Genomic DNA, 20136 nt, shown 5'->3' with positions numbered 1-20136 from the left:
TGGCTGACTCGAGCGCAGCTCACATACCCAGTGATAAAAAGAATTAGAAATTAATCTTATGCTTATGATTTTTATACTTATTTTTCATTTACTTAATGTGATTTATCAAGAGTCTTCATCGGTGTGCCTGGCGCGCCGCCTGGGCATGCGCAGTGCATTGCTCATAGTAGGTTTGGCGAATCGCCACGGGCTTGAGGTGTGAAGCACTGGTGTAGGTCTGTTCGGTGATCCCGAATGCCGTCATGCGCATCCACGGCTTGGGGAACCGGCGGTTCTGCAACCGTTTGCGCACGGCGTACAGGCTCACGCCGGACAGCTTGGACTGCTGAGCCTCGGCTGCAATGCGGGCTCCCCACTCACACACCTGACGATCACCTGTGCTCAGCCCTTTGGCCTGTAGTGAAGAGGCGGCCGCCATGAGCAGGCATCCGGCCAAGGCGCTTTGAAATGACTTCATGAGGTTGTCCTAACCCGTTGAAAAAAATCGAAGTCTGCCGCGCTTTGCTGGGTGCAGGGGCCAGTAAAATGCCGTCAACGGACAAAAGGCGACTGGAGGATGCACGCCGGAGGTGCGCGCCGGGTCGAATAGGCTCGGGAGAGACCACGTGGCCGCTGCCTCACAGGTCGGTGTGATCGTACAACTGCATGAGGTATCATGGGCACTGGCTTCCTCACATGAAACGTACAGGGCATGACAGAGCAGCAGGTACAGCCACGGGCCCGGCGCAAGCCTCGCAGCCTGGCGCAGGAGTTGGTCACGGTCCTCACCGAGCGCATTCGCAGCGGCCAGCTCAAACGCGGCGACAAGCTGCCCACCGAATCGCAGATCATGGTCGAGGAAGGGGTCAGCCGCACGGTGGTGCGCGAGGCCATTTCCCGCTTGCAGGCAGCCGGTCAGGTCGAGACCCGTCACGGCATCGGCACGTTCGTGCTGGACACCCCACCAAGCAACGGTTTTCGCATCGACCCGGCCACGGTGGTGACCCTGCGCGATGTGCTGGCGGTGCTGGAGCTGCGCATCGCCCTGGAGATCGAATCCGCCGGCCTTGCCGCCGAGCGCCGGGACGAGACGCACCTGGCGGCCATGCGTGCGGCCCTGGACGAGATCAACTTGGGCGCAGCCAAGGCGTCGGATGCCGTGGCGGCGGATTTCCAGTTCCACCTGCAGATCGCCCAGGCCAGCGGCAACCATTACTTCGCCGACATCCTCGGCCACCTGGGCACCAGCATCATCCCGCGTACCCGGCTGAATTCGGCAAGCCTGGCCCAGGACGATCAGGCGCATTACCTGAGTCGCCTGCGTTACGAGCACGAAGCCATCTTCGAGGCCATCGTCCGCCGCGACCCTGAAGGCGCCAAGCTCGCCATGCGCATGCACCTGTGCAACAGCCGCGAACGCTTGCGCCATGCGCATCAGCAGGCACAGGGGCAGCAGCCGTCAGGCGCATGAGTGAAGACAGCTCATGCCCCTGTGGGAGCGGGCTTGCCCGCGATAACGCCCGGTCCATCACCGTCTCGTTATGAACAGTCCGATCTCAAAATAATCGATTATCTTATTGATTTAAAAGGAAGTGGCTTGAAGATCCTGGTGGGCCTTGCAGGCCCAATCGCGGCCGGGGCCGCTACAGGTGACCGCGGCAGCTTACAACCCCGCGGTGGGGCTACGGGTGTAGGAGCGGCCCCCGTGCCGCGATGGGCCGCAAAGCGGCCCCAGAAATCAATCAGCGACACAGCTGCCGATCATCCATGAAAAAGGCAGCCCATCCGGAGCTGCCTTGTCTGCTCGAGCCGGCGATACACTTGCTCGGCTCATGCCCTGCACACGATCAGCGCCCCAACAGTACCTGCTGAACCCGACCCTGCGCCTCCTGCACGGTCTTGGCCTGGGCATTGAGCTCGCCCAGCAGACCGTTCAGTTCTGCCTGAACCTTGGGGTCGGCAACGCGCACGATGGCGCCATTGACCTCGATCTGGTCCTTGTGGGCGCTGACGTAGTCGGCCACCTTCAGGCTGCTGTCCAGGGTCGCTTCCAGGTTCGGCAGCACGCCCAGGAAGGTCGTGGCAGGCAAGGTCACGGTCTTCTCGTAAGCCTTGTCGTACACCGGCTTGAGGTCATCCGGCTGCTTCAGCGCCGCATGGGCCGCATCGGCCTTGGCCTGCTCTGCCTTGAGCGCGGTGCCCATGTCGTGCAGCCCGGTCTTGGCGCTTTCGATGTCGGCGCGTCGTGCGATCACGTCGTTGATCGAGCGCACGGCGCCTTTCTCCACCAGGCCCTTCATGGGCTTGATCGAGGCATCCATGCTGCCATTGAAGTCGGTGATCACGGCATAGTGGCTGGTGTAGTCGCCGAAGGCCTTGGATTCTTCCGGTGTCAGCTGCGGCACCCGCACGCCCGGCTTGTCGATGATCCGGGTCTGCAGGAACTGGCTGAAAGCCGCACGCTGCTCAGGTTCCTTGTCGCCACAGGCAGCCAAGGCCAGGGGAAGGGCGAGGGCGAGCAACCACTGCGGGCGGAATGAGACGTTCATGTCGGTAGGGTCCTTGAGTGAGGGAGTGGAACGGTCATGGGACATTGCCATCACTGCCCGGTTCCCCGGCGGCGCGCGACGCGCCGCGAAGCACAAGCTACAAGCTACAAGCTACAAGCGGACGGTAGTGCGGTTCGCCAGGTGTTGACAGGATGTTGATGTGGCGCTGACGCTGCGGCTTGCGGCTTGCGGCTTGCGGCTTGCGGCTTGCGGCTTGCGGCTTGCGGCTTGCGGCTTGCGGCTCTCCAGCCTTACCCCTCCCAGGCACCATTCACCAGCCGCCGCAGCCCGAGCGGGTTGGCGTCCTGCAGCGCGGCCGGCAGCAGCGACTGCGGGTAGTTCTGGTAGCACACCGGGCGCAGGAAGCGGTCGATGGCCAGGGTGCCGACCGAGGTGCCGCGGGCGTCCGAGGTGGCTGGGTAAGGCCCGCCGTGAACCATGGCGTCGCAGACCTCGACCCCGGTGGGGTAACCGTTGAGCAGGATCCGACCGACCTTTTCTTCGAGGATCGGCACCAGCCAGGCGTAGGCTTCCAGATCGTCCGGCTCGCCGATCAGGGTGGCGGTCAGCTGACCGCGCAGGCCTTGCAGCGCGGCCTTGAGCTGCGCGTCGTCCACCACCTCCACCGCGACGGTGGCCGGGCCGAAGACCTCTTCCTGCAGCAGGGCGTCGCTGTTCACCAGCAGGTCGGCCTTGGCCTTGTACAAGCGCGCCTGGGCCTGCTGGCCTTCCTGGGGCTGGCCGGCCAGGCGTTCGATGCCAGCGTGGGCATCCAGGTGTTGCAGGCCGCGGGCATAACTGTCCAGCCCGCCTTGGTTGAGCAGTGTCTGCGGCGCCTGTTGCCCCAGGTGCTCTCCTAGGTCAGCCAGCAACTGTTCGAACGCAGGCCCACGCACCCCGAGCACCAGGCCGGGGTTGGTGCAGAACTGGCCAGCCCCCAGGGTGACCGAACCGGCCAGTTCGCGGGCGATGGCCGCGCCGCGCTTGGCCAGGGCACTCGGCAGGATGATCACCGGGTTGATGCTGGACATCTCGGCGAACACCGGGATCGGCTGCGGGCGCTCGGCCGCCAGGCGGCACAAGGCATCGCCCCCCTTGAGCGAGCCGGTGAAGCCCACGGCCTGGATGGCCGGGTGCTTGACCAGCCATTCGCCGACACGATGGCCATAGACCATGTTGAACACCCCGGCGGGCATGCCGGTGCGCTCGGCCGCGCGCTGGATGGCGCAGCCGACCAGGTCGGCGGTCGCCATGTGTCCGCTGTGGGCCTTGAACACCACCGGGCAGCCGGCGGCCAACGCGGCGGCGGTATCGCCTCCGGCGGTGGAGAAAGCCAGCGGGAAGTTGCTGGCACCGAACACGGCCACCGGGCCGACACCGATGCGCATCTGTCGAATGTCGGGACGCGGCAGGGGCTGACGGTCCGGCAGCGCAAGGTCGATCCGTGCGCCCAGGAAGTCGCCACGGCGCAGGACCTGGGCGAACAGGCGCATCTGCCCGCTGGTCCGGCCTCGCTCGCCCTGGATGCGGGCGGCTGGCAGGGCGGTTTCACGGCAGACGATGGCGACGAACGCTTCGTCCAGCGCATCCAGTTCAGCGGCGATGGCCTCGAGGAACTCGGCCCGGCGCGCGGGCGGCAGTTGGCGGAAGGCGGCGAAGGCATCGGCAGCGGCACGCGCGGCCTGATCGACTTCGGCCTCGGTCGCCTGACTGAAGGTGAAGGGCAAGGCCTCGCCGGTGCTGGCGTCGAGGCTGTGAAGGCGTTGCTCGCCAGCGGCGCTGCGCTGACCGGCGATGAAGTTGTGGCCAAGGATCTCGTGCATGGAAACTCCTTCGAAGTGAGGGGGCGAGCCTGAGTCAGGTCACCGGAGCAGGGTTGAAGAGGGTGATGTCGTTATGCAGGCGGTGCCGCTCGGCCCAGGTCTGCTGACGCCCGCTGGCGACGTCCAGGTAGTAGTGGAACAGCTCCCAGCCCAGGGTCTCGATGCTCGCCTGGCCGGTGGCGATGCGTCCGGCATCGATATCGATCAGGTCGGGCCAGCGCTGGGCCAGTTCGGTGCGGGTGCAGACCTTGACCACCGGGGCCATGGCCAGCCCGTAGGGGGTGCCGCGCCCGGTGGTGAACACGTGCAGGTTCATGCCCGCGGCCAGTTGCAACGTGCCGCAGATGAAATCGCTGGCCGGCGTGGCGCAGAACAGCAGGCCCTTGCGCGCGGCGCGCTCGCCAGGCCCCAGCACGCCCTGGATGGCGCCGCTGCCGGACTTGACGATCGAACCCAGGGCCTTTTCGACGATGTTCGACAGCCCGCCTTTCTTGTTGCCAGGCGTGGTGTTGGCGCTGCGATCGGCGGCGCCACGTTGCAGGTATTGGTCATACCAGTCCATCTCCTGCACCAGCGCCTCGGCCACCTCGGGCGTCTCGGCACGCGAGGTGAGCATGTAGATCGCATCGCGCACTTCGGTGACCTCGGAGAACATCACCGTGGCCCCGGCCCGCACCAGCAGGTCGGCGGCAAAACCCAGGGCCGGGTTGGCGGTGATCCCGGAAAACGCGTCGCTGCCGCCGCACTGCATGCCCAGGATCAGTTCGCTGGCCGGCACCGTCTCGCGCCGACGCTGGTCGAGCTTGCGCAGCCGCGTCTCGGCCAGAGCCATGATCTGCTCGATCATCTCGGTGAAGCCCAGGCTGGCGTCCTGCAGCTTGTACAGCCATGGCTCGCTGAGGTCCACCGAAGGATCGCCGGCGTGCATCACCTGCTCGGCCTGCAGCTTCTCGCAGCCCAGGCCGATCACCAGTGCCTCGCCACCGAGGTTCGGGTTGCGGGCCAGGTTGCGCACGGTACGGATCGGGATGTAGGCGTCGCGTGCGTTGATCGCCACGCCACAGCCATAGCTGTGGGTCAGCGCCACCACGTCGTCGACATGGGGGTAGCGCGGCAGCAGTTCCTGGCGAATGCGCTTGACCGCGTGCTCCAGCACGCCGGTCACGCACTGCACGGTGGTGGTGATGCCGAGCAGGTTGCGGGTGCCGACCGTGCCGTCGGCGTTGCGGTAGCCCTCGAAGGTGTAACCCTCCAGTGCCGGTGCAGGCGCCGGGATGGCGTCGCAGCGGGGCAGGCTGTCGAGCGGTGGGGCATCGGGCATGTCCAGCTGGCTTTCGCGCACCCAGCTGCCCTGGCGCAGGTTCTCGACGGCATAGCCGATGATCTGCCCATAGCGGCGCACCGGCATGCCCTGGGCGATGTCCACGGTGGCCGCCTTGTGGCTTTGCGGCACGGCCTCGATCAAGGTCAGGCCGTCGGCGAAGCGGGCGCCTTCGCCCAGGCCTCCGTCGTTGACCACCACCACGACATTGTCGTCGGCGTGCAGGCGAACGTGGCGGGGTGATTCGGATGTTTCGATCAGTTGCATGACAAGGCCCCTCGTGCGGTGCTCTCAGGCGTATATCGTCGGCTGGCGACCTGACGGGCAGGTCGCCAGCGTGGGGTCAACGGCGGCTGTCGGCCAGCTCGCTGCCGGCCGGTGGCAGGGCCGGTTCATCTTCACGCGGCAGATCGCGCAGCTCGATCCGCTTGATCGGGCCGACGATCACCAGGTAGCTGAACACCGCTACCAGGGCATTGGCGCCCACGTACACCAGCGCCCACTTGAACGAGCCGGTGGCGCTGATGATGTAGCCGATGATGATCGGCGTGGTGATCGACGCGATGTTGCCGAAGGTGTTGAACATGCCGCCGGACAGCCCGGCGATCTGCTTGGGCGAGGTGTCCGAGACCACAGCCCAGCCCAGCGCGCCCAGGCCCTTGCCGAAGAACGCCAGGGCCATAATCGCCACCACCATCCATTCGGCATCGACGTAGTTGCAGATGACCATGGTGGTGGACAGCAGCAGTCCGATCACGATCGGCGCCTTGCGGGCGAAGGTCAACGAGTTGCCGCGCCGCAGCAGGTGGTCGGAGATCACGCCACCCAGCACGCCGCCGACGAACCCGCAGATCGCCGGCAGCGAGGCGATGAAGCCGGCCTTGAGGATCGACATGCCACGGTCCTGCACCAGGTACACCGGGAACCAGGTCAGGAAGAAGTAGGTGATGGCGTTGATGCAGTACTGGCCCAGGTAGATGCCGAGCATCATGCGGCTGGTGAGCAGTTGGCGGATGTAGCCCCACTTGGGGCCGCCATTGCCGGCTGCGCGGGGCTTGTCCATGTCCACCAGGCCGCCGTTGCGCTCGATGTGCTCCAGCTCCCCGGCGCTGATCATCGGGTGTTCCTTGGGGTTGTAGATCAGCTTGAGCCAGACCAGCGAGAACACGATACCCAGGCCGCCCATGACCACGAACACGTGCTCCCACCCCCAGGAGTGGACGATCCAGCCCATCAGCGGGGCGAACAGCACGGTGGCGAAGTACTGGGCCGAGTTGAAGATCGCCGAGGCGGTGCCGCGTTCGGCGGTGGGGAACCAGGCCGCCACGATACGTGCGTTGCCGGGGAAGGAGGGCGCTTCGGCGAAGCCGACCAGAAAGCGCAGCATGAACAGCGCGACGATGGCATTGGCCACTGGCAGGTAGCCGACGAAGCCTTGCAGCACGGTGAACAACGACCAGGTGAAGATGCTCAGGGCGTAGACTTTCTTCGAGCCGAAGCGGTCGAGCAGCCAGCCCCCGGGAATCTGCCCGAGCACGTAGGCCCAGCCGAAGGCCGAAAAGATGTAGCCCAGGGTGATGGCGTCGATGCCAAGGTCTTTCTGCAGGGCGGAGCCGGCGATCGAGATGGTCGCTCGATCGGCGTAGTTGATGGTGGTCACCAGGAACAGCATCAACAAAATCAGGTAACGCACATGCGTCTTCTTGGGCGCTTGCATGCGAAGGTACTCCCACTCGTTATTGTTATGCGGGGGCGATCATGTTGTCTGAGCGGGCGCAGGCCCGCTCGGTGCGGCAGGTGGCAGCCTGCCTGGCTGGGCGCTTATTGCGGCCCGAGCGTGTCCATCAGGGCCGCGAGCTGAGCGTATTCGTCTTCGGTCAGCTCGGTCAGCGGCGTGCGCACCGGGCCTGCATCGTGACCGGCGATGCGTGCGCCGGCCTTGACGATGCTCACGGCGTAGCCCGACTTGCGGTTACGGATGTCCAGGTAAGGCAGGAAGAACGTGTCGATCAGGCGGTTCACGGTCGCGTGGTCGTCGCGGGCGATGGCGTTGTAGAAGTCCATCGCGGTCTTGGGCACGAAGTTGAACACGGCCGAAGAGTAGACCGGTACGCCCAAGGCCTTGTAGGCCGCTGCGTAGACTTCGGCGGTCGGCAGCCCGCCCAGGTAGCTGAAGCGTTCGCCCAGGCGACGGCGGATGGACACCATCAGCTCGATGTCGCCCAGCCCGTCCTTGTAGCCGATCAGGTTCGGGCAGCGCTCGGCCAGGCGCTCGAGGTGATCGGCGTTGAGGCGGCAGACGTTGCGGTTGTACACCACCACACCGATGTCGACGGATTTGCAGACCGCCTCGACATGGGCGGCCACGCCGTCCTGGCTGGCTTCGGTCAGGTAGTGCGGCAGCAGCAGCAACCCTTTGGCGCCCAGACGCTGGGCCTCGCGGGCGTATTCGATGGCCTGGCGGGTCGAGCCGCCCACACCGGCCAGGATCGGCACCGTGCCGGCGCAGGTATCGACGGCGGTCTTGATCACCTGGCTGTATTCACTGGCGGCGAGGGAGAAGAACTCACCGGTGCCTCCGGCGGCGAACAAGGCGGTCGCACCGTACGGCGCGAGCCACTCGAGGCGCTTGCGATAGCCTTCGGCATGGAAGTCGCCGCCTGCGTCGAAGTCGGTCAGCGGGAAGGACAGCAGGCCGTGGGAAAGAATGGATTGCAGTTCACGTGGCGTCATGGGGAGGCATCCTGTGGCGCGGTTGATTGTCATTGTGGCGCTTGAGGTAAGTTATCGTACAACTAGATTTGTGGCTAGAGGGATTGGCAATATTTTTTGTGAAGGGTGAAGGAGCGTAAGATCGAGGAAAGGCAGGTTGCAGGCGGTTGTAGCGCTGATAAAGCCTGGTGTGAAGGCTCAAGGCAGCGTGGCTGTGCGATCGCTATCGCTGGCAAGCCAGCTCCCACAAGGAGGCTGGATGATTGGGATGATGGCTAGAGGTACGACAACATGGTTATTCGGTGCACTAGTCTGTCAATCAGGGCTAGACCGATACGAATACTGTTGGGGATGTTCAGATTTCTGCCATTTTTGACTGCAGCACCGGCAAGACTGCTCCCAGGGGTGGGTGAGCCACCATGCTGCGATTGACCTGAAAAAGGTACCTGTGGGAGCAACTGTCTTTTTCTACTTGGTACATGCCCGATCGCATGGGCTGATGTTTGGGCTTATCCGCAACGCAGGCAGTGCCTGACAGGGCCTCATCGCTGGCAAGCCAGCTCCCACCCAGACCTCTGCAGCCATCAATGTAGTCATGGCTGCGCAAGCAGCTTGTGGGAGCGGGCTTGCCCGCGATAACGGTAGTACATTCCCCCTCATTTCCTCCAGCAGCCCGCGTCCTGACAAACAGCAGACAACGCAAAACGCCCCGACCACACAGGCAGTCGGGGCGTTCGAACACGCACGTCTGAAGGCGTATCAGGCCTTCTGAATCAGGATCGACCTACAGCTTCACACCCATCACTCAGGCCATGGCCTGCCGTGGCGCCGGCTGCCGCTTGCGTGCCTGAACCCGGCAGGCCTCGCCGAAGGCCTGGAACAGGCGAATCGAGTCAGGGTTGCTCGCCGCTTTCCATTCCGGGTGCCATTGCACGGCGAACAGGAAGGGCGAGATGGCCGGGCCATGTACGGCCTCGACCAGGCCATCCGGCGCCCAGGCGATCGCCTGCAACCCGTCGCCCAGGGTGCGCAGGCCCTGGCCATGCAGCGAGTTGACGCGGATCGTGTCGCGGCCCAGCGTCGCCTGCAGCCAGCTGCCGGCTTCGACCGTGACGTCGTGAACGGCCTGGTACTGCACATCGACCGGGTCGTCCGGGTTCTCCCGGTGGTCGTTGAAACCCGGCTCGGCATAGACCTTCTGGTAGATGTCGCCGCCCAGGGCCACGTTGATCTCCTGCATGCCGCGGCACACGCCGAAGATCGGCAGGCCACGGGCGATGGCCAGTTGCACCAGCGGGATGTCGAACAGGTCGCGCTGCTTGTCCTGCGTCTTGCCAGGAGTCTCGTTCTCCTGGCCGTACAGCGCCGGGTCGATGTTGCTGCCCGCGCCGGTCAGGTAGACGCCGTCGGCCATGTCGAGGTAAGCCTCCAAGTCGTCGGTGCCGCAGCAGGTCGGCACCAGCACCGGCACACAGCCTGCGAAGTCGACCAGCGGGGTGATGTACTTGTGGGTCATGACTTGATAGTCGTGGCCTTTGCGCTCCTGCGTACCCATGGTCATCAGGACGACCGGTTTGCGCAGGGATTGAGTCTTCTCGCCAATGTTGCTGTTGGACATAAGTCACCTTGGGACAGGGGTTGCCCTGCCGTTGTCGTGCAGGCCGGCGAGACGCATGTGCCGTGCCTGAAGTCCCGAGCACTGCCGGCTGGCCGGACGTACGGCGATGGACCGGTCGGGACTCGAAGCCAGCTTGCCAGAGCCGTTCGAGATGTCAAACAGGCAAACGAACGGTGCCAGCGGCCCTCGAGCGTCGAATTCAGGCGCCGGGCCTTTGCCATCAAGGGCTTGCGGCAAGGCCAGGTCGCCACCGGTTGAGCATGCAAACGGTCGTTTGCGTCGCTGCAATGATCGAAGCGCCTGTGGGTGCATTCGTTTGCAGCTGCGTAAGCCCTTTGACAACGCCGGTCGAATCGTTCGACAGTGCCGATCGCCGCGCCGCCCTGGCGTCCTGACATGGAGTTGCCTTGCCTGTGAACCCTTCAGACACTGTCCGCCTCCCGCACGCCGACCTGGTCGCGCTGCTGACTGGCCTTCTCGTTCGTCATGGTTGCAGCACCTCGGTCGCCGCCGTGCTGGCCGACAATTGCGCCGCGGCGCAACGTGATGGCGCTCACAGCCATGGTGTGTTCCGCGTGCCCGGCTATGTCTCGACGCTGGCCAGTGGCTGGGTCGACGGCACGGCGCGGCCGGTGGTATCGGACGTGGCCGCCGGTCTGCTCAAGGTCGATGCGGCCGGCGGCTTCGCCCAGCCGGCCTTGGCTGCGGCGCGAGCGGCCTTGATGGACAAGGCGCGCAGCGCCGGCATCGCGGCCCTGGCCATCCACAATTCGCACCACTTCGGCGCCCTGTGGCCGGACGTCGAGCCGTTCGCCGACGCCGGGCTGGTGGCGCTGACGGTGGTCAACAGCATGACCTGCGTGGTGCCACACGGTGCCCGGCAGCCCCTATTCGGCACCAACCCCATCGCCTTCGCCGCGCCTTGCGCCGGCCACGACCCCCTGGTCTTCGACATGGCCACCAGCGCCATGGCCCATGGCGACATCCAGATCGCCGCGCGCGAAGGCCGTAGCCTGCCGCCAGGCGTCGGCGTGGATGCGGCCGGCCAGCCGACCTGCGACCCTCGGGCGATCCTCGACGGCGGTGCGTTGCTGGCGTTCGGTGGGCACAAGGGCTCGGCGCTGTCGATGATGGTTGAGCTGTTGGCCGCGGCGCTGACCGGTGGGCACTTCTCCTGGGAGTTCGACTGGTCCGGGCACCCTGGGGCCAAGACACCCTGGACGGGGCAGGCACTGATCGTTATAGACCCGACCCGTAGCGAAGGGCAACGGTTCGCCGAGCGCGCGGGGGAGCTGGTGGCGCAGTTGCGTGCCGTGGGGCTGGAGCGGCTGCCGGGCGAGCGGCGCTACCATGAGCGGGCCGTGTCGGCGCGTGAGGGGGTGGCGCTGACCCGCAGCGAACTTGCCGAATTGCACACGCTGGCCGGCACCGGTCCCGGCGCCTCGTCAACGTGAGGCACGCACGAGAAGCCTACATAGTCTTTGTCCAGCACCCCGTGCGACCGTGCAGGCCATCAATGCGCGCGTGATATGTCGTCACGGCGCGACAACGCGTATCCTGCACCCAGCCATCCCCGTACCCATCCTGATCCCAAGGAGCTGCACGCTGTGTTCAAACATGTCGATGCCTATGCCGGCGACCCGATCCTCTCGCTGATGGAAACCTTCAAGGCCGACCCGCGCGCCGACAAGGTCAACCTGAGCATCGGCCTGTACTACGACGCCGACGGCGCGGTACCGCAGCTGGCGGCCGTGGGCGAGGCCGAGCGGCGCCTGGCCGACCAGGCCCACGGCGCCTCGCTGTACCTGCCCATGGAAGGCCTGGGCAGCTACCGGACCGCGATCCAGTCGCTGCTGTTCGGCGCCGAGCACCCGATGGTCAGCGCCGGACGCGTCGCCACCGTGCAGACCGTCGGTGGTTCGGGCGCACTGAAGGTCGGTGCCGACTTCCTCAAGCGCTATTTCCCCGACGCGCAGGTGTGGGTCAGCAACCCGACCTGGGACAACCACCGCGCCATCTTCGAAGGCGCTGGATTCACCGTGAACACCTACCCATACTTCGACCCGGCGACCCGTGGCCTGGATTTCGACGGCATGCTCTCGACCCTGCGCCAGTTGCCGGCCCAGAGCATCGTGCTGCTGCACCCGTGCTGCCACAACCCGACGGGCGTGGACCTGGATCAGGCGCAATGGCAGCAGGTGATCGAGGTGGTCAAGGCGCGCGAGCTGATCGCCTTCCTCGACATCGCCTACCAGGGCTTCGGCGAAGGGCTGGCCGAGGATGCCTACGCCATCCGCGAAATGGCCCGGGCCGGGGTGCCATGCCTGGTGAGCAATTCGTTCTCGAAGATCTTCTCGCTGTACGGCGAGCGGGTAGGGGGGCTGTCGGTGGTCAGCGACGATGCCGACAGCGCCGTCAGCGTGCTCGGCCAGCTCAAGGCCACGGTGCGTCGCAACTATTCGAGCCCCCCATGCCACGGCGCGCAACTGGTCGCCACGGTACTGGCCGACCCGGCGCTGGCCGAGGACTGGGCGAACGAGGTCGAGGCCATGCGCCTGCGCATCCTCGACATGCGCCAGGGCCTGGTCGATGCGCTGGCCCGTCGCCTGCCCGGCCAGGACTTCCAATTCCTGCTGCGTCAGCGCGGCATGTTCAGCTACACCGGCTTCAGCGTCGAGCAGGTGCGTCGTCTGCGTGACCAGTTCGGCGTGTACCTGATCGACAGTGGCCGGGTCTGCATGGCCGGCCTGCGCCCGGACAACCTGGAACGGGTAGCAGAGGCGTTCGCCGCAGTGCAGTAACGCTTCATGCCGTACCCTGGCGCGGGCTGACCTGACGGCCCGCGCCACCCAGCCGATCGCACGCCGGGCAGTTTGGCTTTGCAAGTGCAGGCGATCCAGCGCACAATCGCGCCCCTCTTTTCGGCTGAGGTGCGCGTGGCCTGCGTCGCGTGGCCTTCAGCCTGTTGCAATCTTGCGAGTGGAGTTGCATCCGGATGAACGAGCGGGCCCCCGGCGTCGAAGCGCGCCTTGAAACAGAGTCGGCTGCTGCAGGCAGCTGGCTACGTCAGGACACCACCTGGATGCTCGGCCTGTTCGGCACGGCCATCGGCGCCGGGACGCTGTTCCTGCCGATCAACGCCGGCCTGGGCGGCTTCTGGCCACTGCTGGTGCTGGCCGTACTGGCGTTCCCGATGACCTACTACGCCCACCGGGGCCTGACCCGCTTCGTGCTGTCCGGGCGCAACGGTGGCGACATCACCCAAGTGGTCGAGGAGCACTTCGGCATCCGCGCCGGTGCGCTGATCACCGTGCTGTACTTCTTCGCCATCTTCCCCATCCTGCTGATCTACAGCGTGGCCTTGACCAACACCGTCGCCAGCTTCATGGAGCACCAGCTGCACATGACGCCACCGCCACGGATCGTGCTGTCGTTCGTGCTGATCCTGGCCCTGCTGGCGATCGTGCGCTGTGGTGAGCAGGCCACGGTCAAGGTCATGAGCCTGCTGGTCTATCCCTTCATCGTGGCGCTGGCGTTGCTGGCGCTCTACCTGATCCCGCACTGGAACGGTGGCATTCTCGACACCGCCCGTGAAGTCCCGGCGGGCGGTGCCTTCCTGCACACCCTGTGGCTGGCGATTCCGGTGATGGTGTTCTCCTTCAACCACTCGCCGATCATCTCGGCCTTCGCCGTCGACCAGAGGCGCCTGCATGGCGAGCACGCGGATGCGCGCAGCGGCCAGGTGCTGGCCCGCGCGCACCTGCTGATGGTGGCGATGGTGCTGTTCTTCGTGTTCAGCTGCGTGCTGACCCTCGACAGCGCCCAGTTGGCCGAGGCCAAGGCGCAGAACCTGTCGATCCTGTCCTACCTGGCCAACCACTTCGACAACCCGAGCATCGCCTTCGCCGCGCCGCTGATCGCCTTCGTGGCCATCGCCAAGTCGTTCCTGGGCCACTACATCGGCGCCAGCGAAGGGCTCAAGGGCATCATCGCCAAGACCGGCCGCAGCCCCCAGGGCAAAGGGTTGGACCGCCTGGTGGCGATCGGCATGCTGGTGGTGTGCTGGATCGTCGCGACCCTGAACCCGAGCATCCTGTCGATGATCGAGTCGTTCGGCGGGCCGGTGATCGCCGCCATCCTGTTCCTCATGCCGATGTACGCCATTCGCCGCGTGCCGGCCATGCAGAAGTACCGGGGCGCGTTGTCCAATGCGTTCGTGGTGGTGGTCGGGCTGGTGGCGATGTCGTCGGTGCTGTACTCGGTGATCGGTGGATTGTTCGACTGAAGGCCTTGACGGTCCAGGCGTGGGTTGCCGCACAGGGTTCCTGCGCATGGGTCGAGCTTTGCCTACATACATTTTGCCGCTTGGGGCATAGGCACTCGAGCGGCTTCATGCTTAACTCGGCATCCTCTTTCATCCCTACAAGGAAACCGTTCATGGCTCAGGTCACTCTCAAAGGCAATCCGGTTCACGTCACAGGCGACCTGCCCGCAGTCGGTAGCCAGGCTCCGGCCTTCACCCTGGTCGGCGAAGGGCTGGCGGACACCTCGCTGCAGGCCTTTGCCGGCAAGCGCAAGGTGCTGAACATCTTCCCGAGCGTCGATACTCCGACCTGCGCGACCTCCGTGCGTAAATTCAACGCCCAGGCCAACGACCTGGCCAACACCGTGGTGCTGTGCATCTCGGCCGACCTGCCGTTCGCCCAGGCCCGTTTCTGTGGCGCCGAAGGCCTGGAAAACGTGAAGAACCTGTCGACCCTGCGCGGCCGTGAGTTCCTCGAAACCTACGGCGTGGCCATTGCCGACGGTCCGCTGGCCGGCCTGGCCGCCCGTGCGGTGGTGGTGCTGGACGAGCACGACAAGGTCCTGCACAGCGAGCTGGTGAGCGAAGTCGCCGACGAGCCGAACTACGAGCAGGCGCTGGCCGTCCTGAAGTAAGCCTGGCCTCAGGCCTGTCGGGCCCTGAAGGTCGATGTATCGAAACGGTCTGGGTTGATCTCAGGCCGTTTTCTTTTTCCGCCTCAGTTGGCATGGCTGCCACCGACAGGCTGCAGCGATCTGTGTGGGAGTCCGGCCGCCGCCTTGGCGCCGCGTTGTCGCGCAGAGAACATGGCGATAGCTGGCAGGATCCGAAGCTTCATTGCTAATCGATTTTAGGGCCGCTTTGCGGCCCATCGCGGCACAGGGGCCGCTCCTACACCCGCAGCCCCACCGCGGGGTTGCAGGCTATCGCGGTCACCTGTGGGAGCGGCCCCAGTGCCGCGATTGGGCCCGCAGGGCCCACAAAACCCTAAAAATTATTTCCTTTGAAATCAACAAGCTAGTTTTTGTTCTATAGGAGCTGGCTTGCCAGCGATAGGGCCCTGTCAGGCGCCGCCTGCATCGCGGGCAAGCCCGCTCCCACAGGCTGCTGGCGCAGCCCGGGCGACACCGCACTGACAGGCGTCTGAGATCTGTGTGGGAGCTGGCTTGCCAGCGATAGGGCCCCCTCAAGCGCCGCCTGCAGCGCGGGCAAGCCCTACAAGCTGCTTGCCCGACTGGCCAGAGCGATGCGTGCGCGATAGCTGCGGTCCGGCTCTTTCACGGGCGCCTGCCACGCAGAACCCTGTCAATGAAGGTAAAACCCACGTAAAGGGCCTTTGCTAAACACGCCCAAGTGCTTATCGTTCACCCTCCTCACGTCGTCGTCCTCGAACAAGGTTCGTTCAATCCATGCATGTTTCCTCTTCCCGCACCTCTCGCCGCTGGCTGTTCGGCCTGCTGATCCTCGTGCTCGTCGCCTTGTTGGCCTGGTGGCTGTGGCCTGCCTCGACGAGCCATCAGGACACCGCTGCCGAGGCGGGCAAAGGCGGGCGGCCCGGTTTCGGGGCATCGACCGACCCTGTGCCGGTGCGAGTCGAGCCGGCCACGGTCAACGACTTCCCGCTGTACTACAAGGCGCTCGGCACCGTGACCGCGATCAATACCGTCAACGTGCGCAGCCGCGTTTCCGGCGAGCTGGTCAAGGTGCATTTCAAGGAGGGCCAGCAGGTCAAGGCTGGCGACCTGCTGGCTGAAATCGACCCGCGCTCCTACCGCATCGCCCTGCAGCAGACCGAAGGTACGCTGGCCCAGAACCAGGCCCAGCTGAAGAACGCCCAGGTCGATTTCGCCCGCTACAAGGGCCTGTATGCCGAAGACAGCATCGCCAAGCAGACCCTGGACACCGCCGAGGCCTTGGTCGGGCAGTACCGTGGCACCATCATGACCAACCAGGCGGCGGTGAACGACGCCCGCCTGAACCTGGAATTCACCCAGATCCGCGCGCCCATCAGCGGTCGGGTCGGCCTGCGCCAGCTGGACCTGGGCAACTTGGTGGCCGCCAACGACACCACGGCCCTGGTGGTCATCACCCAGACCGAGCCGATCAACGTCGCCTTCACCCTGCCGGAAAGCGAGCTGGCCACCGTGCTGGCGCGCTACCGCAGCGGTGCGGCGCTGTCGGTAGAGGCCTGGGACCGGGGCGATACCCGTCTGCAGGCCACCGGAACCCTGGCCAGCCTCGACAACCAGATCGACATCACCACCGGCACGCTCAAGTTCAAGGCGCGTTTCGAGAACAAGGACCAGGCCCTGTTCCCCAACCAGTTCGTCAACGTACGCCTGCTCGCCGACACCCTGCGCCAGGTGGTGACCGTGCCCGCTGCCGCCGTCCAGTTCGGCACCGACGGCACCTTCGTCTACGTGGTCGACGCCCAGGACAAGGTCAAGATCCAGCCGGTCAAGGTCGGCCCCAGCGACGGCGAGCGCAGCGTGATCGAGGAAGGCCTGGCCGCCGGCGACCGCCTGGTGCTCGAAGGCACCGACCGCCTGCGTGACGGCACCCAGGTCGAGGTGGTCCAGGACAGCTCGCAGGTTCCGGCCACGCCGGGCCAGCACCTGCAGGGCCAGGAAACCAAGGGCGCGGCCGAAGCCGGTGAAGCGGGCAAGGCCGGCGCATGAACCTGTCCCGGCTGTTCATCCTTCGCCCGGTCGCCACCACGCTGAGCATGGTGGCCATCGTCCTGGCCGGCCTGATCGCCTACACCTTGCTGCCGGTGTCGGCGTTGCCCCAGGTCGACTACCCGACCATCCGGGTCATGACCCTGTACCCCGGCGCCAGCCCGCAGGTCATGACCAGCGCAGTCACCGCGCCCCTGGAGCGCCAGTTCGGCCAGATGCCGGGCCTCAGCCAGATGGCCTCCACCAGCTCCGGCGGCGCCTCGGTGCTGACTTTGCGCTTCAACCTCGACATGAACATGGACGTCGCCGAGCAGCAGGTCCAGGCCGCGATCAACGCCGCCAGCAACCTGCTGCCCAGCGACCTGCCGGCCCCGCCGGTGTACAACAAGGTCAACCCGGCTGATACCCCGGTGCTGACCCTGGCGATCTCCTCCAAGACCATGCCGCTGCCCAAGCTCAACGACCTGGTCGATACCCGCGTGGCGCAGAAGATCGCCCAGATCAGCGGCGTGGGCATGGTCAGCATCGCCGGTGGCCAGCGCCAGGCCGTGCGCATCAAGGTCAACGTCGACGCCCTGGCCGCTGCCGGGCTGAACCTGGAGGACGTGCGCACGCTGGTCGGCGCTTCCAACGTCAACCAGCCCAAGGGCAACTTCGACGGCCCGACCCGGGTGTCGATGCTCGACGCCAACGACCAGCTGCGCTCGCCCGAGGAGTACGCCAACCTCATCCTCACCTACAAGGACGGCGCGCCGCTGCGCCTGCGCGATGTGGCCGAGATCGTCGACGGCGCCGAGAACGAGCGCCTCGCCGCCTGGGCCAACCAGAACCAGGCCGTGCTGCTGAACATCCAGCGCCAGCCCGGGGCCAACGTCATCCAGGTGGTCGACCTGATCAAGCAGACGCTGCCCTCGATCACCGACAACCTGCCGGCCGGCCTGGACGTCTCGGTGCTCACCGATCGTACCCAGACCATCCGGGCAGCCGTCAGGGACGTGCAGCATGAGCTGCTGATCGCCATCGTGCTGGTGGTCATGGTCACCTTCGTGTTCCTGCGCCGAATCAGCGCTACCCTGATCCCGTCGATCGCCGTGCCGCTGTCGCTCATCGGCACCTTCGGCGTGATGTACCTGGCCGGCTTCTCCATCAACAACCTCACGCTGATGGCCCTGACCATCGCCACCGGTTTCGTGGTGGACGATGCCATCGTCATGCTCGAGAACATCTCCCGGCACATCGAAGAGGGCGAGACGCCGTTGCAGGCGGCGCTCAAGGGTGCCCGGCAGATCGGCTTCACCCTGATCTCGCTGACCTTCTCGCTGATCGCGGTGCTGATTCCGCTGCTGTTCATGGCCGATGTGGTCGGCCGTCTGTTCCGCGAGTTCGCCATCACCCTGGCGGTGGCGATCCTGATTTCCCTGGTGGTCTCGCTGACCCTGACGCCGATGATGTGCGCCCGGCTGCTCAAGCGCGAGCCCGAGGCCCACGAGCAGGGCCGCTTCTACCGCGCCAGCGGGGCCTGGATCGACTGGCTGGTCCACCACTATGGCCGCGGCCTGACCTGGGTGCTGCGCCACCAGCCGTTGACCCTGCTGATCGCCGTCGCCAGCCTGGTGCTCACGGTGGTCCTGTACCTGGCCGTGCCCAAGGGTTTCTTCCCGGTGCAGGACACCGGCGTGATCCAGGGCATTTCCGAAGCGCCGCAGTCCACCTCGTTCGCCGCCATGAGCGAGCGCCAGCAGGCCCTGGCCAAGGTCATCCTCGAGGACCCGGCGGTGCAGAGCCTGTCGTCCTACATCGGGGTCGATGGCGATAACGCCACCCTCAACAGCGGCCGCCTGCTGATCAACCTCAAGCCCCATGCCGAGCGTGCCGACACGGCCACCGACGTCATCGCCCGCCTGCAACCGCAGCTCGACCGCCTGGTGGGCATCCGCCTGTACATGCAGCCGGTGCAGGACCTGAGCATCGAGGACCGGGTCAGCCGCACGCAGTACCAGTTCAGCCTGTCCTCGCCGGACGCCGAACTGCTCTCGCAGTGGAGCGGCAAACTGGTCGACGCGCTGCGCCAGCGGCCCGAGCTGGCCGACGTCGCCAGCGACCTGCAGGACAAGGGGCTGCAGGTCTACCTGAACATCGACCGTGACCGGGCCAGCCGCCTGGGCATCAACGTCGCGCAGATCACCAACGCGTTGTACGACGCCTTCGGCCAGCGGCAGATCTCCACCATCTATACCCAGGCCAGCCAGTACCGCGTGGTGCTGCAGTCGCGTGACGGTGGCAGCGTCGGGCTGGAAGCGCTGGAGCAGGTCCACGTCAAGGCGGCCGACGGCGGCCAGGTGCGCCTCTCGGCCCTGGCGCGCATCGAGCAGCGCCCCGCACAGCTGGCCATTTCGCACATCGGCCAGTTCCCGGCGGTCACCCTGTCATTCAACCTGGGCAAGGGCGTGTCGCTGGGCGAGGCGGTCAAGGTGATCGGCGAGGTGCAGCAGGCCATCGGCTTGCCGATCGGCGTGCAGACGCGCTTCCAGGGCGCTGCCGAGGCGTTCCAGGCCTCGCTGTCGAGCACCTTGCTGCTGATCCTGGCGGCCGTGGTGACCATGTACATCGTGCTGGGGGTGCTGTACGAAAGCTACATCCACCCGATCACCATCCTCTCGACCTTGCCCTCGGCGGCGGTGGGCGCCTTGCTGGCGCTGATCCTGAGCGGCAACGACCTGGGCATGATCGCCATCATCGGCATCATCCTGCTGATCGGCATCGTCAAGAAGAACGCTATCATGATGATCGACTTTGCCCTGGAGGCCGAGCGCCACCAGGGCATGGCCCCCCGCGAGGCGATCTACCAGGCAGCGCTGCTGCGTTTCCGGCCGATCCTGATGACCACCCTGGCGGCCCTGTTCGGCGCCGTGCCGCTGATGCTCGCCACCGGCTCCGGTGCCGAACTGCGCCAGCCCCTGGGCCTGGTGATGGTCGGCGGGCTGCTGGTCAGCCAGGTGCTGACCCTGTTCACCACGCCGGTCATCTACCTGTACTTCGATCGCCTGGCCCGGCGCTTCGGCAAGCAACGCGCCGCGGAGTCACTATGAAAGCCGCCCATCACAGGCGGCCAGCGGCCAGCCGACCGGGGTGCAGGGCAGGGCAGCGGCACGT

Annotated in this window: 14 protein-coding genes; 7 read left to right on the top strand and 7 right to left on the bottom strand. The window is 65.8% G+C overall.

The genetic code is table 11. The annotated features are described in order from the left end of the window. Positions 1–115: 115 nt before the first annotated feature. On the bottom strand, positions 116–457 hold the full coding sequence (locus APT63_10635) for a hypothetical protein (GenBank protein ID AMA46046.1): 342 nt from the start codon (positions 455–457) through the stop codon (positions 116–118). 234 nt (positions 458–691) lie between these two features. Here APT63_10635 and APT63_10630 point away from each other — a divergent pair, with 234 nt between their 5' ends. Next, positions 692–1450, top strand: a complete 759-nt coding sequence (locus APT63_10630; protein AMA46045.1) for a GntR family transcriptional regulator — start codon at positions 692–694, stop codon at positions 1448–1450. Between the two features lie 376 nt (positions 1451–1826). On the opposite strand, the gene APT63_10625 is transcribed toward APT63_10630, so the two are convergent. The 6 genes from APT63_10625 to APT63_10600 form a co-directional block, all read right to left on the bottom strand. Then, positions 1827–2528, bottom strand: coding sequence for a hypothetical protein (locus APT63_10625; GenBank protein AMA46044.1), 702 nt, complete (start codon positions 2526–2528; stop codon positions 1827–1829). Between the two features lie 251 nt (positions 2529–2779). Continuing rightward, complete coding sequence (locus APT63_10620) at positions 2780–4351, bottom strand: ketoglutarate semialdehyde dehydrogenase (protein ID AMA46043.1); 1572 nt, start codon at positions 4349–4351, stop codon at positions 2780–2782. A gap of 34 nt (positions 4352–4385) precedes the next feature. Continuing rightward, positions 4386–5939, bottom strand: a complete 1554-nt coding sequence (garD, locus tag APT63_10615; GenBank protein ID AMA46042.1) for a galactarate dehydratase — start codon at positions 5937–5939, stop codon at positions 4386–4388. 76 nt (positions 5940–6015) lie between these two features. Further along, complete coding sequence (locus APT63_10610; GenBank protein ID AMA46041.1) at positions 6016–7389, bottom strand: glucarate transporter; 1374 nt, start codon at positions 7387–7389, stop codon at positions 6016–6018. Between the two features lie 104 nt (positions 7390–7493). After that, a complete protein-coding gene (locus APT63_10605) occupies positions 7494–8405 on the bottom strand; it encodes a 5-dehydro-4-deoxyglucarate dehydratase (GenBank protein ID AMA46040.1) in 912 nt (303 codons plus the stop codon). A gap of 784 nt (positions 8406–9189) precedes the next feature. After that, positions 9190–10002, bottom strand: coding sequence for a gamma-glutamyl-gamma-aminobutyrate hydrolase (locus APT63_10600; GenBank protein AMA46039.1), 813 nt, complete (start codon positions 10000–10002; stop codon positions 9190–9192). Between the two features lie 407 nt (positions 10003–10409). On the opposite strand from APT63_10600, the gene APT63_10595 reads away from it, so the two are divergent. The 6 genes from APT63_10595 to APT63_10570 all read left to right on the top strand — a co-directional run bounded on the left by APT63_10595 (position 10410) and on the right by APT63_10570 (position 20072). Further along, on the top strand, positions 10410–11456 hold the full coding sequence (locus APT63_10595) for a lactate dehydrogenase (protein AMA46038.1): 1047 nt from the start codon (positions 10410–10412) through the stop codon (positions 11454–11456). Positions 11457–11609: 153 nt separating this feature from the next. Next, positions 11610–12803, top strand: a complete 1194-nt coding sequence (locus APT63_10590) for an aromatic amino acid aminotransferase (GenBank protein AMA46037.1) — start codon at positions 11610–11612, stop codon at positions 12801–12803. A gap of 194 nt (positions 12804–12997) precedes the next feature. Continuing rightward, positions 12998–14287 (top strand): HAAAP family serine/threonine permease, encoded by a 1290-nt coding sequence (locus tag APT63_10585; protein ID AMA46036.1) that lies wholly within the window; start codon positions 12998–13000, stop codon positions 14285–14287. Positions 14288–14439: 152 nt separating this feature from the next. Then, complete coding sequence (tpx, locus tag APT63_10580; protein ID AMA46035.1) at positions 14440–14940, top strand: lipid hydroperoxide peroxidase; 501 nt, start codon at positions 14440–14442, stop codon at positions 14938–14940. A 774-nt stretch (positions 14941–15714) separates the two neighbouring features. Next, positions 15715–16983 carry an efflux transporter periplasmic adaptor subunit gene (locus APT63_10575; protein AMA46034.1) on the top strand — a complete coding sequence of 423 codons (1269 nt, stop codon included), beginning with the start codon at positions 15715–15717 and terminating at the stop codon, positions 16981–16983. Further along, positions 16980–20072 carry a multidrug transporter gene (locus tag APT63_10570; GenBank protein AMA46033.1) on the top strand — a complete coding sequence of 1031 codons (3093 nt, stop codon included), beginning with the start codon at positions 16980–16982 and terminating at the stop codon, positions 20070–20072. The genes APT63_10575 and APT63_10570 overlap by 4 nt, the downstream gene beginning before the upstream one ends. The last annotated feature ends 64 nt before the right edge of the window (positions 20073–20136 follow it).

It is taken from the genome of Pseudomonas monteilii, from assembly GCA_001534745.1.
GTDB classification, from domain to species: Bacteria; Pseudomonadota; Gammaproteobacteria; order Pseudomonadales; family Pseudomonadaceae; genus Aquipseudomonas; species Aquipseudomonas alabamensis.
Note: the sequence above shows the minus strand (reverse complement) of the source record. Positions and strands in the feature narration are given on the sequence as shown.

Coding starts and splice junctions, on each gene's coding strand:
- APT63_10635 (AMA46046.1), bottom strand. CDS start 457: ATGAAGTCATTTCAAAGCGCCTTGGCCGGATGCCTGCTCATGGCGGCC.
- APT63_10630 (AMA46045.1), top strand. CDS start 692: ATGACAGAGCAGCAGGTACAGCCACGGGCCCGGCGCAAGCCTCGCAGC.
- APT63_10625 (AMA46044.1), bottom strand. CDS start 2,528: ATGAACGTCTCATTCCGCCCGCAGTGGTTGCTCGCCCTCGCCCTTCCC.
- APT63_10620 (AMA46043.1), bottom strand. CDS start 4,351: ATGCACGAGATCCTTGGCCACAACTTCATCGCCGGTCAGCGCAGCGCC.
- garD (AMA46042.1), bottom strand. CDS start 5,939: ATGCAACTGATCGAAACATCCGAATCACCCCGCCACGTTCGCCTGCAC.
- APT63_10610 (AMA46041.1), bottom strand. CDS start 7,389: ATGCAAGCGCCCAAGAAGACGCATGTGCGTTACCTGATTTTGTTGATG.
- APT63_10605 (AMA46040.1), bottom strand. CDS start 8,405: ATGACGCCACGTGAACTGCAATCCATTCTTTCCCACGGCCTGCTGTCC.
- APT63_10600 (AMA46039.1), bottom strand. CDS start 10,002: ATGTCCAACAGCAACATTGGCGAGAAGACTCAATCCCTGCGCAAACCG.
- APT63_10585 (AMA46036.1), top strand. CDS start 12,998: ATGAACGAGCGGGCCCCCGGCGTCGAAGCGCGCCTTGAAACAGAGTCG.
- tpx (AMA46035.1), top strand. CDS start 14,440: ATGGCTCAGGTCACTCTCAAAGGCAATCCGGTTCACGTCACAGGCGAC.
- APT63_10575 (AMA46034.1), top strand. CDS start 15,715: ATGCATGTTTCCTCTTCCCGCACCTCTCGCCGCTGGCTGTTCGGCCTG.
- APT63_10570 (AMA46033.1), top strand. CDS start 16,980: ATGAACCTGTCCCGGCTGTTCATCCTTCGCCCGGTCGCCACCACGCTG.